Origin of the sequence: Citrobacter sp. Cpo103, assembly GCF_030332605.1 — a bacterium.
GTDB lineage: Bacteria > Pseudomonadota > Gammaproteobacteria > Enterobacterales > Enterobacteriaceae > Citrobacter > Citrobacter portucalensis.
In genome coordinates, this window is the sequence record NZ_JAOWHO010000035.1 from 531006 (window position 1) to 547221 (window position 16216).

Here is a 16216-nt window from a genome sequence, read left to right on the forward strand (position 1 = left end):
TGTGTGATTCTCCGGAAAGGATCTTTAATTGTGATAATGATGAACTTGTGAAATCTGAGCTAAAAACCAGGTGACGATCAGCAGATCGGCGCAGCCTCCGGGACTGAGGTTGCGTTCAATGCACTGTTGGTCGAACTGGTGTAGATATTCGAGATCGGCAGGGGTACGAATCCCCCCTTGCTGCATCAGGGCGGTGGCCTGCTGCTGTAGCCAACGCAGACCTTCTGCGCCGCCACGTGAAGCCACGTTGGTGTCGCCGTTGATAGACATCAGCAGCAATAATGTGTCGAGTAACGCCAGTTCAGGGTCGCGGCCCTGAGTCAGCAGTGCGCGGTAGTGCGGCAGGGCATGCTGGATGACTAGCGGATATCCCGCTTCGGCTTCGCCCCGTGCGCCGGTTAATCCCAGTTGCTGATAAAGACGTTGGCCAGCCGTGAGTTGTTGATTGTTCTGGCGCAGTTCGCGCTCGGTCAGGCCACGGCAAAATGTTGCTGCCGTAGAGCAAATGGTTTCAGCGGTAACAGTGAGTTGGAGCTGGTGCAGGCGGCCAATGGCGGCGCACAGCAGTCCCAGTGAAAAGATGCTCCCTTTATGGGTGTTCACCCCGGCGGTGGCGCGGAACATATCGGCTTCGCAGGCCATGCCCAGAGGGCGCAGTCCTTTCAATACATCCTCAGGCGACAGCTGTGCGCTAAACGCCCCATATTCAATAAAACGTGGCAGCCATGACTGAATCGCTTCAGCGCTGCGATGAAAATCTTCCAGCGCCATATCTTTATGCGCGCCGTTGTTAATACGATCTACCAGACCGGGTTTGGGCGACAGGTTGACTTCAGTCAACATGGCGCGCCACGCAAGCGTTGCGTAAGCATCAGGCAGATCCAGAGGGAGGACTGCGTTATTGGTTGATGTTGCGGGAATCGGCATCATGCAGCAGTGCCTCCATCTGAGTGAGTAAGTCGGAAAGCGCGTGGGTTTTACCCCGCGCACAGTCGGCAGCACTTTGCTCGCACAGCAGACAGCGGCGGGCAGGGAGTGCGAAATGACGCCGGGACAGAATTTCCCCTTCAGGGGTCAGGACATCGATGTCCCATAGCCGTCCCAGCGGGTGTGAATGCTCAAGTTCAATTGTGGCGAGCTTGAGGTCGTGGGCTGGAGCCTCAATAGACAAAAGACCTTCTGGACCGCTGGCAGAAACCAGCGCTGTTTGCTCCCTGACAATCCAGGTGGATTGTTCCGCCAACGCGAGCAAGGCGGTTACGCCGTGATTAAAGATACGACGGGTTAATTCGCTGTCTTTAATCGGTCCCGGTGCGACGACGGTAAACGAGACCAGCGGCGCAGAGTGGCGTGTCAGCCACTCCTGTTGCCTTGCCTGTCTCTCATCGCGGCTGGCGAGCAGCTCGGGAATGGAAACCTCGTGTCGGGTGGCGTATTCAGGGAGCAGGTGCATGGTTTATTCCTTCACCTGATGCACAACGTCAATCACTGAACCATCGCGGTAACGCACAACGGCAATCACGCGGTCAGTGAATTCGATAGCGCGTGGCTGACCGGTGAGCTGCTGTGCACGTTCGCGCAGCCATTCAATGGACACCACTTTCATACCGGCTTCTTTCAGACGTTCTGCCAGTTCCGGACGTGCAGGGTTGACGGCGATACCGTGGTCAGTGACCAGAATGTCAACGCTGGAGCCTGGGGTTACGCAGGTCAGCACGTTATCAACCAGGGTCGGGATGCGTCCGCGAACCAGCGGCGCGACGATGATAGACAGCGCAGCGGCAACCGCGGTATCGCAGTGACCACCGGATGCGCCGCGCAGTACGCCGTCAGAACCGGTCAGTACGTTAACGTTGAAGCTGGTATCAACTTCCAGCGCGCTGAGCACCACGACGTCCAGACGATCGACGGATGCGCCTTTTGAGCCCCAGTTGGCATACTGGTTGGCACTGATCTCAATGTGGTTTGGATTGCGGGCCAGCGATTCTGCGGCGTTACGGTCAAAACTCTGAACGTCCAGCAGTTTGCGAATCAGGCCTTTTTCGTGCAGGTCAACGATGGTAGCGGTAATGCCGCCCAGCGCGAAGTCGGCACGGATATCGCGGCTGCGCATTTTGTCTTCCAGGAAACGCGTAACGGCCAGAGAGGCGCCGCCGGTTCCTGTCTGCAGTGAGAAGCCTTCGTTGAAGTAGCCGGAATTAGCAATGACCTCAGCCGCGCTACGGGCGATTAACAGTTCACGCGGGTTGGTGGTCATGCGGGTCGCATCGGCACCAATTTTGTCCGCATCGCCGACCTGATCGATCTGCACGATCAGATCTACCTGATCCTGCGTAATGCTGGCCGGGTTATGCGGATAGGTCAGCAGCTGTTCAGTCAGCAGGACAACCTGTTTCGCGTTTTCGGCGTCTACGCGGGCATAGCCCAGTGAGCCGCAGCACGCTTTACCGGTATAACCGTTGGCGTTGCCAAACTGGTCGCAGGACGGCACGCCGAGGAACGCCACATCAATGCTGAGCTCGCCACTTTGCACCAGGTGCACACGGCCACCGTGGGAGTGAATTTGTACCGGTTCGGCTAGCAGGCCACGTGAGATTTCTTCCGCCAGCGGGCCACGCAGACCGGAGGTATAAATGCGGCTAACCACGCCCTGACGGATGTGCTCAACCAGCGGAGCATGGCAGTCGCTCAGAGAGCTGGAGGCCAGCGTCAGATTTTTAAAGCCCATATTGGCGATGGCGTCCATCACCAGGTTAATCGTCAGATCGCCACCACGAAAAGCGTGGTGGAAAGAGATAGTCATACCATCCTGTAAACCTGAACGACGAATAGCGTCTTCCAGGTTAGTGCACAGCTTTTTGTCGCGCGGTTTTTGCGCCTGCAATTCTACTTTTGCGGTGCTCTGATAAGCGGAAAGCTCACTTTCTGCATGACGGCTCCAGGTCGCCACGCGATCCTGGCGTTGAGACTGTTCGATTTTCTGCGTCATTTTTTTGCCTTATTCTTCGCGAATGCCGGAAAGTTCTGCACGGGAGATAACCAGAAGGGCGCGCTCGATAACCGGGCTGTCGACCATTTTGCCGTTCAGGGAAACTACGCCACGACCTTCGCGAGCAGCGGCTTCAGCGGCTTCCACAACCAGACGGGCGTGAGCCAGCTCTTTGCGCGTTGGGGCGTACAGGTTATGCAGGAGTTCGATCTGGCGCGGGTTGATGAGCGATTTGCCGTCAAAACCCAACTGCTTGATGTGTGCGGCTTCGTGCAGGAAACCCGCTTCGTTGTTGGCATCGGAATACACGGTGTCGAACGCCTGAATACCGGCAGAACGTGCAGCCTGCAAAATAGAGCAGCGGGCAAACAGCAGTTCAGTACCTTCCGGTGAGCGCTCAGTGCGCAGGTTACGTACATAGTCTTCCGCACCCAGGGCAATACCGATCAGACGTTCGGAAGCATGGGCAATTTCTACCGCGCGGGTAATGCCTAACGGCGATTCGATGGCAGCCAACAGACCGGTGCTGCCTGGCTCACGGCCACAGGCATTTTCGATACGTAGAATTTCGCTTTCGATGTCGATGACATCCTGCGCGGTATCGGTCTTCGGTAAACGTACGATGTCAGCACCGCCGCGTACCACAGCTTCAAGGTCGTTGATTCCCCATTCGGAGTCGAGTGCGTTTACACGCACGATGGTTTCAACGTCGTGATACAGCGGATGTTGCAGCGCGTGGTACACCATGCGGCGAGCGGTATCTTTTTCACGCAACGCGACGGAGTCTTCCAGGTCGAACATTAGTGCATCTGCCGGGTAGATGAACGAGTTGCTGACCATGGCGGCATTGGCGCCCGGTACGAACAACATGCTGCGGCGAGTACGGGTTTTACGTTGCTGCAAAGATTCGGAAATCACTGGCAATCCTCCCATGGCAGTGCCGGAATACCGCCAGCGCGGGCCAGTAGTGCTTCCAGTCGCGCACGTAAAATGCAGTCCAGTGCGCCTTTATCATCAACATTCAATTGCACGCCGCGTACGTTGTAGCGGGACAGAACGTCCAGAATGGTAGCCCGTATGGCATCACCGAACTGCTTTTCGACGCTACTGTTAACCTGCAGGTCAATATCCTGCGAATCGAGTGGGGCGATGCGAATCATCACATCACCGGACTCGAGTGTGCCTGCGACGGCTGCCTGGTTTATTTTCATTTTTCACCTGTTGCTAATGCGGGGGTATTTTGGCGGACTGCCGCACCCGATGAGGCTCGTTCAACCATGCTTTGCAGATACTGCAGCGTGGCGTCAGGGACCAGGGATGCGATAGCCGTGAGATCTTTTTTAACCAGCAGCTTGCGCACCCAGGAGGCGGAAATCGGCATCTCCTGGAAACACAGCCGCTCAATTTCCACCAGTTCAATCGGCGGGGCGGGAAGCGTTGGGGTCTCCAGCCAGTAACGCATATCGTTGTTATACTGGGAGGTGACAGTGCAATACGGCTCAGTACCGACGAAGCGGTGCGTGACGCCGAGAGCCGGAGCCAGATACTGGCGGAAGATTTTCAGGTCTATTTCGGTGTAGCAGTGGTTAATAACGCTCTGCTCTTTGATGAAGTAACACGGGAACGTGGCGCGGGAAATGATGTACTCCGAACCGCGATGCACGGTTAAACGTGGAATGTCTTTTGTTCCTTTAAGCACCAGATCCAGGCGGTCTTCATACGGAAAACGTGAGGTATCTTCTTTCACCAAAAACAGATGCAGCCAGTCACATTGCGCGGCTGCCTGTTGGATCAGAAAACGGTGTCCGTTGGTGAAGGGGTTGGCGTTCATGACGATACAGCCAATTTTTTTCCCATCATGACGCTGTTTTGCCAGTGATTCGGCGTAGCGTTTCAGACGTGTGGTGCTGTTTTCCATCAATACCATAATGCCGGGAACGCTGGTGAGCGTAGAAAAACCGCACTGTTTAAACAGCGATTCGTACTCGGTTTTGGTATAGATGAAGAGGTGCGTACAATGGCGTTCATAGGCAAGGTTGATTAACTCGGTCGCCAGCGTTAGCGCTAAACCCTCGCCGCGGACAGATTCACAGATTGCGACACACTTAATAATATTCCCAGCGATACCACCGCAGGCAATCAGACGGTCGTCACGGGTGACGGTGATAAATACTTCGACGGTCGTATCTACGCTCAAATCATTCTCTTTCAGAAATTGCGCGATAGCCGCCATCTTTTTATTTTCTGAGCGTTTAACTTGCGTGAATATATTATTACCGAACATAGTGAATAGAGCCCCGATGCTATATTTGTTACTGGGTTTCTGTTTTTGTTGCTCTGTTTAGCAACCTGATAACGTTTTGTTTGCAATTGAAGGGAATGGTTTTTTATTACGGAGTATTTCTTTTTTTCCCTGCTGCATACATCGTAAGGGGTATTTTGGAGGTAATTTTTGATTTATTTCACAATAAGTTAGAAGGTTTTAATGTGTTTTATGGTTTTAAGTTTTTTAATTAATTTAACCCTAAAATAAGGTGTGGTTTTAATTTGTTTAATTGATTTAAGGTGGGGAATCTGCAACGATCATGTTTTATACCATAACGTGTAAATAGAACATTTTAATTACAACTACAATGAGAAATTAGTTTTAGTTAACGTCGGTGAGGAAAAATGTGATGACAGAACAGAAAAATAAAACACGGTTTCCTTTTTTCCGCAGTCTGGCGTTTCCTTTACGTATCTTTCTGCTTATTCTGGTCGTTTCTGTTTTTATCATTGCCGCCCTGGCACAATACTTTACCGCCAGCTTTGAAGATTATCTGGCAACGCATGTCCGCGATATGGCAATGAATCAGGCCAAAATCATCGCCTCTAACGACAGTATCATCACGGCGGTTAAGCATCGTGATTACAAGCGGCTGGCGACGATTGCCGACAAACTGCAGAGCGGAACTGACTTCGACTATGTGGTTATCGGGGATACCAACTCCATTCGTCTATATCATCCGAACCCGGAAAAGATTGGCTATCCGATGCAGTTCACCAAACCCGGCGCGCTGGAAAAAGGGGAGAGCTACTTTATTACCGGTAAAGGGTCCATCGGGATGGCAATGCGCGCTAAAACGCCCATCTTTGATGACGATGGCAAAATCATTGGCGTAGTCTCAATTGGTTATCTGATCAGCAAAATCGATAGCTGGCGATCGGACTTCTTACTTCCGATGGCCGGCGTGTTTATCCTGCTGTTGCTGGTACTTATGCTGCTCTCCTGGTTTTTCGCTGCCCATATTCGTCGGCAGATGTTGGGTATGGAACCGAAACAAATTGCGCGGGTGGTACGTCAGCAGGAAGCGTTGTTTAGCTCGGTATATGAAGGATTGATTGCCGTGGATCCTGATGGATATATCACCGCAATAAATCGCAGTGCGAGGAAAATGCTGGGGCTGTCTTCACCTGGGAGAAAGTGGCTTGGAAAACCGGTGAGTGAGGTGGTTCAGCCAGCGGACTTTTTCACCCAACAGATTGCGGAAAAACGACAGGATGCGATGGTCAACTTTAATGGACTGAGCGTTATCGCCAACCGTGAGGCGATTCGCTCCGGTGACGAACTGCTTGGGGCAATCATCAGTTTTCGTAGTAAAGATGAAATTGCTACTCTTAATGCGCAGTTAACGCAGATCAAACAGTATGTAGAGAGCCTGAGAACGCTGCGTCATGAGCACCTGAACTGGATGTCGACCATCAATGGTCTGCTGCAAATGAAAGAGTATGACAAGGTTCTGGCTATGGTGCAGGGAGAATCCCAGGCGCAACAGCAACTGATTGACAGCCTGCGCGGCGCGTTTGCCGATCGTCAGGTAGCCGGTCTGTTGTTTGGCAAGGTGCAGCGCGCGCGGGAACTGGGTCTCACCATGACTATTGTTCCGGGCAGCCAACTGCATCAACTCCCCGAGGGGCTGGATAGCACAGAGTTTGCAGCAATTGTTGGCAATCTGCTTGATAATGCATTTGAAGCGAGCTTGCGCACCCAGCAAGGCAACAAGGTCGTAGAGCTTTATTTGAGCGATGAAGGGGATGACGTGATCATCGAAGTTGCCGATCAGGGATGCGGTGTGCCGGAAACATTGCGTGAAAAAATATTTGAACAGGGTGTGAGCACCCGTACCGATGAACCAGGTGAACATGGCATCGGTTTGTATCTTATTGCAAGTTATGTGAGGCGCTGTGACGGGGTGATTACGCTCGAAGATAACTCCCCCTGCGGCACCTTATTTTCTTTATTTCTTCCGAAAGTGAAAAAAAACAATGACGGAACCATTAACGCTATTGATCGTTGAGGATGAAACGCTACTGGCGGAAATGCATGCTGAATATATCCGCCATATACCCGGCTTCAGCCAGATTTGGCTGGCGGGTAATCTTGCGCAGGCGAGGATGATGATTGAGCGTTTTAAGCCCGGTTTGATTCTGCTCGATAACTACTTGCCGGACGGCAAGGGAATTACCTTATTGCATGAGCTAACCCAGGCGCGTTATCCGGGCGGTGTGGTGTTTACCACGGCGGCCAGCGACATGGAAACAGTCTCCGAAGCTGTGCGCAGCGGCGCGTTTGATTACCTGGTCAAACCCATTGCCTACGAGCGGCTGGGGCAGACCCTGACGCGTTATCAACAGCGTCGACGCATGTTGGCCGGTAATGATAGCGCCAGCCAAAAGCAGATAGATGAGATGTTTAATGCCTACGCGCGGGGCGAGCCGAAAGGGGATTTACCGACCGGGATTGATGCGTTAACGCTGAATGCAGTGTTGAAATTATTCGCCGATCCGACGGTACACCATACAGCAGAAACGATCGCCCAGGCGCTCACCATCAGCCGAACGACTTCCAGACGCTACCTGGAGTACTGTGCCAGCCGTCATTTGATTATTGCGGAGATTATTCACGGTAAGGTGGGTAGGCCGCAGCGTATCTATCACGGCGGCTAAATGCTAATTTCTGACGTAGGCCGGATAAGATGCTTTAGCATCGACATCCGGCAACGTTGCAGTCGAAATGCCGGATGCGGCGTGAATGCCTTATCCGGCCTACATTTCACTGAGTATCAGCCGCCAACGACGGCTGAAGAAGAGCCTGGTACCATCACTTCAGTTGCGATAATCACAACCAACAGCCCAACCAGAACCGGAACCGAAGTACGTTTCACCACTTCGAACGGAGAAATCTTCGCCATACCTGCAACAGCAACCACCACGCCGGAGACCGGGGAGATTGTGCGTCCAAGGTTTGACGCCTGCAGCATCGGGATAACAAGGTAAGCAGGGTTAATGCCGGAGGAATGCGCCAGCTTAGGGATCATCTCAACGAAGGCATAGAACGGAGCGTTACCGGAACCCGTAGTCATTGCCGCCAGCATAGTCAGGATCACCAGCACCATCATCAGAATAATGCTCGCCGAACCAAACGAGGTGGCGATAGAAATCAGACTCTGAATAAAGCCGATTGTGCTCAGGCCCTGGGCAAAAACACCCGCAGCGACTAACAACATCACCACGTTAGCAAAGGCATCCGCCATGCCACGGTAAGCGACTTCCAGACCAGAGAAAACCTTTTGGGTGTTGAACCCACGTACGAACTCCAGAATAGCCGCGATGAGCATGCACAGAACCAGAATCGTAATGATATGCAGCTGTGGACCCCATTTACCATCAAAAATCAGGACGCCAACAATCGGGGTAAACGGCAGAATGGCGTAAAATGACGGAGCAGTCGTGGTGATTTCAGCCACATCTAACATTTCATGAGAAATGTTCTCTTTTTTATCCAGAAAACGCTGCCAGAAAAAGTGGGCAATCGCCATAGCAATGATGGCGGCAATGGAAATTGGCAGCGTGGTTTTAAAGGCGAAATCGATCAGCGGCATTTCCGCAGCTTTTGCCGCCAGCACCACATCACCGGATGTTGGTGAAAGAATAATTGCAGCAGGGGAGGCGCAAATGGCCGCTGCGGCGCCACGGCTGATCCCTACGTTAACCATGACCGGGAACAGTGTTGCCATCAGCAATACGCCCAGACCGGTTGCTGACGAAACCGCCAGTGACATCAGGCAGGCGACAAAATAGGCGGCAATCATTAGCAGGTAAGGAGAGTTGATGTATTGCAGAGGCTTGGAGGCCAGCTTAACGACCATATCGTTCGCGCCAATATGGGTCATATAAGCGGCAAAACCACACAGCATCATGATCATCATGCCGAGATCGCCACCACGGCTCATCAGCAAAATTTTAATATATTCAACAATGTCTGTTGCCGTATAGCCTGTCGATGCCGCGCTGGACGGCAAAACTTTATGCCCCATCAGCGCACTGATAATCAGCAAAACCAGACCGCCAACAAACAGTACGCCTGTCGCGGAATAACCTTTAATGATGTAGCGCGCTACACCCACAATAACCACAACCCCAATAAGGAGTTCAATAAATGTCAACATCGTTTCCCCTGTCGCATTGCTGCCCAGAAAGTAAAAAAACTAAAAAAAGTAAAAAGTGGTGACAGAATGTGCCTAATAAACCGATAACTCTTGCTGATTAAAATCAATAAAAATACGGATTCAAGCGATGGCTAAGCCGTTTTTTCAGCATCGCGGTTAAAAAAAGAATCTCACAATAAGAAACTGTGAAGCGCAGCGCTGATGTATGTGTTTTGTGACGATATTGATTGTTAATTGTTAATTTATTGTGATGATATTTAACTTTTTTCGGAGGAAAGAACAATTTATTGGCAATAAAGAGAAAATAGTTCCTATCAGATGACTCAATAAATTCATGGATATTTATCTTAAAAATTATAGGCTGAGGATTATTCTGATTTTTTAGCTGCGCATTTTTGTTAAGCTAACATTAAGGTTGGGTTTGCTACAATTAATAATAAATCCCAGGATGGTAATTAAGTTGTGATTGTCGCTAAACGATATTTTCTCATTTTTTCATTTCTTTTTATTCAGTTAGCTTTCATTCCCCAGGGCGCTGCTGAAGATAAAGGTTGGTTCGCTACTTTTAAAGACAATGTCAGTGAAACCTGGCAGCAGCCAGAACATTATGATTTGTACGTGCCGGCTATTACCTGGCATGCGCGTTTTGCTTATGATAAAGAAAAAACGGATCGCTACAATGAACGCCCATGGGGGGCGGGCTTTGGTCAATCTCGTTGGGATGATAAAGGTAACTGGCACGGGCTTTATATAATGGCCTTTAAGGATTCCTACAATAAATGGGAACCCATTGGTGGTTATGGCTGGGAAAAAACCTGGCGACCGCTGGCAGATGAAAATTTCCATACAGGTCTCGGTTTTACCGCTGGTTTTACCGCGCGCGATAACTGGAACTACATTCCGGTACCCGTGCTGTTACCGCTGGCATCGATAGGGTATGGTCCGGCAACGTTCCAGATGACCTACATTCCGGGAACGTACAACAACGGTAACGTCTACTTTGCATGGATGCGTTTCCAGTTTTGATGGACTACCTGTATTGTCAGGTGGATTATTAAAAAGTCTTTTAAAAACAGTGTGATATTAACTTTAGCTGAAAAATAACGCGACATTTATCACTTTTTGATAAAGTTCGACTGGACAAAGTCCACCACAATTGTTGTACTGATACCCGACACAGCATTTGTGTCTATTTTTCATGTAAAGGTAATTTTGATGTCTAAGATTAAAGGTAACGTTAAGTGGTTTAATGAGTCCAAAGGATTCGGTTTCATTACTCCGGAAGATGGCAGCAAAGACGTGTTCGTACACTTCTCTGCAATCCAGACCAATGGTTTTAAAACTCTGGCTGAAGGTCAGCGTGTAGAGTTCGAAATCACTAACGGTGCCAAAGGCCCTTCTGCTGCAAACGTAATCGCTCTGTAAGCATACGACAGCAAGCATTCAAAACCCGCTTAATTGCGGGTTTTTTTTCGCTTCAGTGCGCGGGAGAGGCTGAAACCAGCCAGAATGCCAGGGCGGTCATCGCAAATGATCCCAACAGATTAACCAGTACATTCACCATAGCCCAACCAAAGCGTCCTTCCTGTAGCAAAAACACCACCTCAGCTGAGAAAGTGGAGAACGTTGTTAGTCCCCCGCAAAAACCAGTGGTAATCAGTACCTTCCACATTGGATCAATGTTAGTCATGCGATTAAACCACGCCAGACCCATACCAATGATAAATGCGCCAAGTAAGTTTGCAGCCAGCGTACCGAATGGGATGGCCTGATGGAGCGGGTTAAACCTCATGCTCAACATCCATCTTGCTACACTACCTGTACCACCACCGATAAAAACCGCTAAAAGGAGTTGTAACACTGCATAATCCTGCTATTTGATTGTATATAGGATGAGTGTAACGCTGAATAATCGTGGTTGGCGAGCCTAACAACGTTTTCTGGAGGGAATATGTTCGTTGCAGCAGGGCAATTTGCCGTGGGACCTTCATGGGAAAAAAATGCAGAAACCTGCGTCTTATTGATGTCACAGGCTGCAGGAGAGGGGGCGTCGCTGCTGGTATTACCGGAGGCGCTTCTGGCCCGTGACGATCTGGACCCAGACCTGTCAGTGAAATCAGCTCAACTGCTGGAGGGCGGATTTTTGACGCGCTTGCTGCGAGAAAGCGCGCAAAACGAGATGACGACAATCCTGACAATTCATGTTCCTTCTGTGCCAGGCCGGGCGTTTAACATGCTGGTGGCGCTACGGGCAGGTCAGGTCGTGGCCCATTACGCTAAATTACATCTCTATGATGCCTTTTCGATTCAGGAGTCACGTAATGTGGATGCAGGGGACGCCATAGCGCCGCTGCTGGACGTAGACGGGTTAAAAGTAGGGTTAATGACCTGTTATGATCTGCGCTTTCCTGAGCTGGCGCTGGCGCACGCATTGCAGGGAGCGGAAATTCTTGTCTTACCCGCAGCCTGGGTTCGGGGATCGCTTAAAGAACATCACTGGGCTACGCTTTTGGCGGCAAGAGCGTTAGATGCGACGTGTTACTTGATTGCGGCGGGAGAGTGCGGTAACAAGAATATCGGCCAAAGCAGGGTCATCGACCCCTTTGGTGTGACCATTGCTGCTGCGGCAGAAACGCCCACGCTAATTATGGCCGAGGTTTCCGCCGAGCGGGTGAGGCAGGTTAGGGCACAACTCCCGGTGTTAAGTAACCGACGCTTTGCGCCACCGCAATTATTATGACGTTTTTTTAAACAAGGCTTGATTCACCTTGTTACAGATTGCTATTGTGTGCGCGCGTCGAAAGGCCGTTAATATTCTCAGGTTAATATGGCGCTTTATGCAGCCTGGTTTAAGTCAAGAAGGTATCTATGGGTGAGATTAGTATTACCAAACTGCTGGTGGTTGCCGCACTGGTTGTTCTGCTGTTTGGTACCAAGAAGTTACGTACACTGGGTGGAGACCTGGGAACGGCAATCAAGGGCTTCAAGAAAGCAATGAACGACGATAATGCCGATGCTAAGAAAGATGCTGATGGTAGCGTTCAGGCTGAGAAGCTTTCTCATAAAGAGTAATGTCAGGAGCATGATGCTCATACTGCATACTCTGCATGAAAAAAAACCGGCAATTTGCCGGTTTTTTTATTGCCGAAATGTAAGTGAGTATTACACGATCACTTCACTTCCAGCCCTTTGGCCTGCATGTCAGCATGGTATGAAGAGCGAACGAATGGACCGCAGGCTGCATGGGTAAAGCCCATGGCCATAGCTTCGGCTTTCATCTCATCGAACTCATCCGGGCTCACATAGCGTTGAACCGGCAGGTGATGGCGGCTTGGCTGTAAATACTGTCCCAATGTCAGCATGGTGACACCATGGCTGCGCAGGTCACGCATGACTTCAATGATTTCCGCATTGGTTTCGCCCAGACCGACCATCAGACCTGATTTGGTTGGAATCTCCGGGTGCGCTTCCTTGAAACGTTCCAGAAGCTTCAGTGACCAGTTGTAGTCAGCCCCAGGGCGTACATTGCGATAAATGCGCGGTACGTTTTCGAGGTTGTGGTTAAACACATCCGGCGGCGTGGCGGTGAGGATATCCAACGCGCGATCCATACGACCACGGAAGTCAGGCACCAGCGTTTCGATTTTAATCGACGGGCTTTTCTCACGAATAGCGGTGATGCAGTCAGCAAAGTGCTGAGCGCCGCCGTCACGCAGATCGTCGCGGTCAACGGAGGTAATGACGACATAGCGCAGCGCCATGTCAGCAATCGTCTGAGCAAGTTTTAACGGCTCGTTAGCATCAGGAGCAACCGGACGGCCATGGGCAACGTCACAGAATGGGCAACGGCGGGTACAGATTGCGCCGAGGATCATAAAGGTTGCAGTTCCGTGATTGAAACATTCAGCCAGGTTAGGGCAGGAAGCTTCTTCGCAGACAGAGTGCAGGCCATTTTTGCGCATTGCCGCTTTGATGCCCTGGATGCGAGTGGAGTCCGCTGGCAGTTTTATTTTCATCCATTCCGGTTTACGCAGCAGGGCTTCACGCTCTGTTGCCACATTTTTTACCGGGATAAGAGCCATCTTATCGGCATCGCGGTATTTAACACCGCGTTCCATCACAATGGGTTTACTCATAGCTTGCGTGTTCCAGTTGCGAATTACGAAGGAAAGCGTTTCAATTCAAGGGAATGTTGCATTTATCAACTATTTTTGAATTAGTGATACGCAGTATATCATTGAAACGGGCCAGAAAGCAGCCTGACAGGCTGGCAAAATGTAAAATAGTTGTTGTTTTGTGCCATTTGCCACAACATATGCCGTGGCAAAGTATGCGCGTATTTTCAGTCCGCAATGTACTCGTGCGGTGGGTTACCCAACAGCGCCAGAATGTTGGCCAGCAGCCTTGGGCGAATGCTCTCGGTCGTGGCAGTGCTATCCCACTGCGATACCTTCGCCATTTCCATTCCGGCATAACCACAAGGATTGATACGCAGGAAAGGCGACAAGTCCATATCCACATTGAGCGCTAAACCGTGAAATGAACAACCTTTACGAATACGTAACCCCAAAGAGCAGATTTTCTTCTCTCCAACGTATACGCCAGGCGCATCGGCTCGCGGGTGGGCGTCAATACCGATTTCCGCAAGGGTATTCACAACGGTTTGCTCCAGCAGCGTAACCAGTTCGCGAACGCCAAGTTTACGACGCTTCAGGTTCAACAGCACATACATGACTTGCTGGCCCGGCCCGTGATAAGTCACCTGACCGCCACGATCGCTCTGGATCACCGGAATATCTCCCGGCATCAGTACGTGCTCTGCTTTACCTGCCTGACCCTGGGTAAAAACAGGATAATGCTCTACCAGCCAGATTTCGTCATAACTGTTTTCATCGCGGGTATCGGTGAATTCGTGCATGGCCAGAGAAACTGGCTCGTAAGGTTGAAGACCGAGCTGGCGGACAAGAATTTTATCCTGATACAAAACGGCATCTCCGTAGATACTCACATAGAGTAGAGAATATAAAAGAGGGGGAAAAGTATATCACAGGGGGGAGGGGTTACCCGAGCGGGGATGCAGCGGGTAACCAACAGGTTTTTACAGTACCATGCGTACGATATCGATATTGCCTAATTCTTCGTACAGCGTTTCAACCTGCTCAATATGTGTAGCAGTAATAGTGATTGAGACCGAGTGGTAGTTGCCTTTGCTGCTCGGTTTTACCGTCGGAGAGTAATCACCTGGCGCATGGCGCTGTACCACTTCAACCACCTGATCAACCAGCTCAGGCAACGCCTGCCCCATTACTTTGTAAGTAAATGGAGTAGGGAATTCAAGCAGTTCGTTAAGTTTGGTTTTCATGTCAGCTCCGGCGTTACATCAATAAATAATAACTCCCACAGCGCGTGGGAGTTATCTGGATACCTAGTATATGGGGACGTAAATCACACTTTCAAGTGTTCGATTTTTAGCCAAACCAGTGATGGAACATTAATTTAATGTAATCAATGATTTTCCCAAAGAAGTTGCCTTCAGGGATTTCCTGCAGGACTACCAGCGGGCGCTGCTCAATAGTTTTGCCATCCAGCTGGAAGTTGATGGTGCCGACAACCTGGTTTTTCTGCAGCGGTGCGTGCAGTTCCGTGGTGTTCAGCACATAGCTTGCTTTCAGATCTTTCATGCGGCCGCGCGGAATAGTCAGGTAGACATCTTTATCTACGCCTAACGATGCACGATCGGTATTACCAAACCAGGCGGGCTCTGAAGCAAACTCTTTACCGACTTTCAGTGGGTTCACGGTTTCAAAGAAACGGAAGCCCCAGGTCAGCAGTTTTTTACTTTCGGTTTCACGACCTTTATAGGTGCGGCCACCCATGACGGCGGAGATCAGACGCATCTGACCTTCGGTTGCGGATGCAACGAGGTTATAGCCAGCCTTGTCGGTATGACCGGTTTTGATACCGTCGACATTCAGGCTGTTATCCCACAGCAGGCCGTTACGGTTTAACTGACGGATGCCGTTAAAGGTGAACTCTTTTTCTTTATAGATAGAGTATTCGTTAGGCACGTCGCGAATCAGCGCCTGACCAATCATCGCCATGTCGCGAGCCGAGCTGTACTGACCGTCAGCATCGAGACCATGAACGGTCTGGAAGTGGGTGTTTTTCAGGCCCAGCGCGTTCACATAGCTGTTCATCAGACCGACGAAAGCATCCTGGCTACCGGCTGCGAAGTCCGCCATTGCCACGCACGCGTCATTCCCGGATTGCAGGTTGATACCACGGATAAGCTGAGAAACAGGAACCTGCATGCCAGGTTTCAGGAACATCAATGATGAACCTTTAAAGACCGGGTTACCTGTAGCCCAGGCGTCATTGCCGACGGTGACCAGATCAGTTTCTTTGAATTTCCCGGCTTTCATCGCCTGGCCGATGACGTAGCTGGTCATCATTTTGGTCAGACTGGCGGGATCGCGGCGAGTGTCAGCGTTCTGTTCTGCCAGAACTTTGCCTGAATTGTAATCAATCAGGATATATGACTCCGCATCGATCTGCGGAACACCCGGGATCATGGTTTTAATATTCAGGTCATCGGCATGGGCAGCAGAGAGAGAAGCTGCGCAGAGAGCCGCGGTGAGCGCCATACGCTGCACGAAACGAGCGGAAAAAGTGGTCTTCATGGTCTGAACTACGACGTCCGTGATGAAATTAAAAAAAGTGCCCTACTATAGCAAATGCA

General features: G+C 50.7%; 18 protein-coding genes. 6 read left to right on the forward strand and 12 right to left on the reverse strand.

Translation table 11 applies throughout. The features are described 5' to 3' along the window. Positions 1-24 precede the first annotated feature (24 nt). The 6 genes from citG to citC are packed head-to-tail and all read right to left on the reverse strand — an operon-like array spanning position 25 to position 5273. Complete coding sequence (citG, locus tag OGX89_RS19005; RefSeq protein ID WP_003831272.1) at positions 25-930, reverse strand: triphosphoribosyl-dephospho-CoA synthase CitG; 906 nt, start codon at positions 928-930, stop codon at positions 25-27. Next, complete coding sequence (gene citX, locus OGX89_RS19010) at positions 899-1453, reverse strand: citrate lyase holo-[acyl-carrier protein] synthase (RefSeq protein ID WP_126955861.1); 555 nt, start codon at positions 1451-1453, stop codon at positions 899-901. Before citX ends, citG begins: the two co-directional genes overlap by 32 nt. 3 nt (positions 1454-1456) lie before the next feature. Continuing rightward, positions 1457-2989: a citrate lyase subunit alpha gene (gene citF, locus OGX89_RS19015; RefSeq protein WP_003831274.1), complete on the reverse strand. Its 1533-nt coding sequence runs from the start codon at positions 2987-2989 to the stop codon at positions 1457-1459. A gap of 9 nt (positions 2990-2998) precedes the next feature. After that, a complete protein-coding gene (locus OGX89_RS19020; RefSeq protein WP_003831275.1) occupies positions 2999-3907 on the reverse strand; it encodes an aldolase/citrate lyase family protein in 909 nt (302 codons plus the stop codon). Further along, positions 3904-4200, reverse strand: coding sequence for a citrate lyase acyl carrier protein (gene citD / locus OGX89_RS19025; protein WP_003831276.1), 297 nt, complete (start codon positions 4198-4200; stop codon positions 3904-3906). The genes OGX89_RS19020 and citD overlap by 4 nt, the downstream gene beginning before the upstream one ends. Then, positions 4197-5273, reverse strand: coding sequence for a [citrate (pro-3S)-lyase] ligase (gene citC, locus OGX89_RS19030; RefSeq protein WP_003831277.1), 1077 nt, complete (start codon positions 5271-5273; stop codon positions 4197-4199). The genes citD and citC overlap by 4 nt, the downstream gene beginning before the upstream one ends. Positions 5274-5664: 391 nt before the next feature. Between citC and dpiB the strand changes: the two genes are divergently transcribed. Together dpiB and dpiA are read left to right on the forward strand one after the other, a co-directional pair. Then, positions 5665-7326, forward strand: a complete 1662-nt coding sequence (dpiB, locus tag OGX89_RS19035; protein ID WP_003831278.1) for a sensor histidine kinase DpiB — start codon at positions 5665-5667, stop codon at positions 7324-7326. Next, positions 7295-7975: a two-component response regulator DpiA gene (dpiA, locus tag OGX89_RS19040; RefSeq protein ID WP_003831279.1), complete on the forward strand. Its 681-nt coding sequence runs from the start codon at positions 7295-7297 to the stop codon at positions 7973-7975. Before dpiB ends, dpiA begins: the two co-directional genes overlap by 32 nt. Before the next feature lie 116 nt (positions 7976-8091). Here the strand turns inward: dpiA and dcuC are convergent, their stop codons facing one another. Beyond that, the gene (dcuC, locus tag OGX89_RS19045; protein WP_003022136.1) at positions 8092-9477 is read right to left on the reverse strand and encodes an anaerobic C4-dicarboxylate transporter DcuC; all 1386 of its coding nucleotides are present in this window, start codon (positions 9475-9477) and stop codon (positions 8092-8094) included. A 462-nt stretch (positions 9478-9939) separates the two neighbouring features. Here dcuC and pagP point away from each other — a divergent pair, with 462 nt between their 5' ends. Next, on the forward strand, positions 9940-10503 hold the full coding sequence (gene pagP, locus OGX89_RS19050; RefSeq protein ID WP_003831280.1) for a lipid IV(A) palmitoyltransferase PagP: 564 nt from the start codon (positions 9940-9942) through the stop codon (positions 10501-10503). A 189-nt stretch (positions 10504-10692) separates the two neighbouring features. After that, on the forward strand, positions 10693-10902 hold the full coding sequence (gene cspE, locus OGX89_RS19055; RefSeq protein WP_000034825.1) for a transcription antiterminator/RNA stability regulator CspE: 210 nt from the start codon (positions 10693-10695) through the stop codon (positions 10900-10902). A 52-nt stretch (positions 10903-10954) separates the two neighbouring features. On the opposite strand, the gene crcB is transcribed toward cspE, so the two are convergent. Further along, positions 10955-11338 (reverse strand): fluoride efflux transporter CrcB, encoded by a 384-nt coding sequence (gene crcB / locus OGX89_RS19060; RefSeq protein WP_003831281.1) that lies wholly within the window; start codon positions 11336-11338, stop codon positions 10955-10957. A 90-nt stretch (positions 11339-11428) separates the two neighbouring features. On the opposite strand from crcB, the gene OGX89_RS19065 reads away from it, so the two are divergent. Continuing rightward, entirely contained in the window at positions 11429-12217 is a 789-nt protein-coding gene (locus tag OGX89_RS19065) for a deaminated glutathione amidase (RefSeq protein ID WP_126955860.1), read from the forward strand. Between the two features lie 128 nt (positions 12218-12345). After that, positions 12346-12549 (forward strand): twin-arginine translocase subunit TatE, encoded by a 204-nt coding sequence (gene tatE, locus OGX89_RS19070; RefSeq protein ID WP_003022699.1) that lies wholly within the window; start codon positions 12346-12348, stop codon positions 12547-12549. Between the two features lie 98 nt (positions 12550-12647). Here the strand turns inward: tatE and lipA are convergent, their stop codons facing one another. The 4 genes from lipA to dacA all read right to left on the reverse strand — a co-directional run bounded on the left by lipA (position 12648) and on the right by dacA (position 16157). Then, entirely contained in the window at positions 12648-13613 is a 966-nt protein-coding gene (gene lipA, locus OGX89_RS19075) for a lipoyl synthase (protein ID WP_003022702.1), read from the reverse strand. A gap of 206 nt (positions 13614-13819) precedes the next feature. Beyond that, positions 13820-14461 (reverse strand): lipoyl(octanoyl) transferase LipB, encoded by a 642-nt coding sequence (gene lipB / locus OGX89_RS19080; protein ID WP_003831286.1) that lies wholly within the window; start codon positions 14459-14461, stop codon positions 13820-13822. 114 nt (positions 14462-14575) lie between these two features. After that, positions 14576-14839 (reverse strand): DUF493 family protein YbeD, encoded by a 264-nt coding sequence (gene ybeD / locus OGX89_RS19085; RefSeq protein WP_003022706.1) that lies wholly within the window; start codon positions 14837-14839, stop codon positions 14576-14578. A gap of 106 nt (positions 14840-14945) precedes the next feature. Next, positions 14946-16157, reverse strand: a complete 1212-nt coding sequence (gene dacA, locus OGX89_RS19090; RefSeq protein WP_003022711.1) for a D-alanyl-D-alanine carboxypeptidase DacA — start codon at positions 16155-16157, stop codon at positions 14946-14948. Positions 16158-16216: the final 59 nt, after the last annotated feature.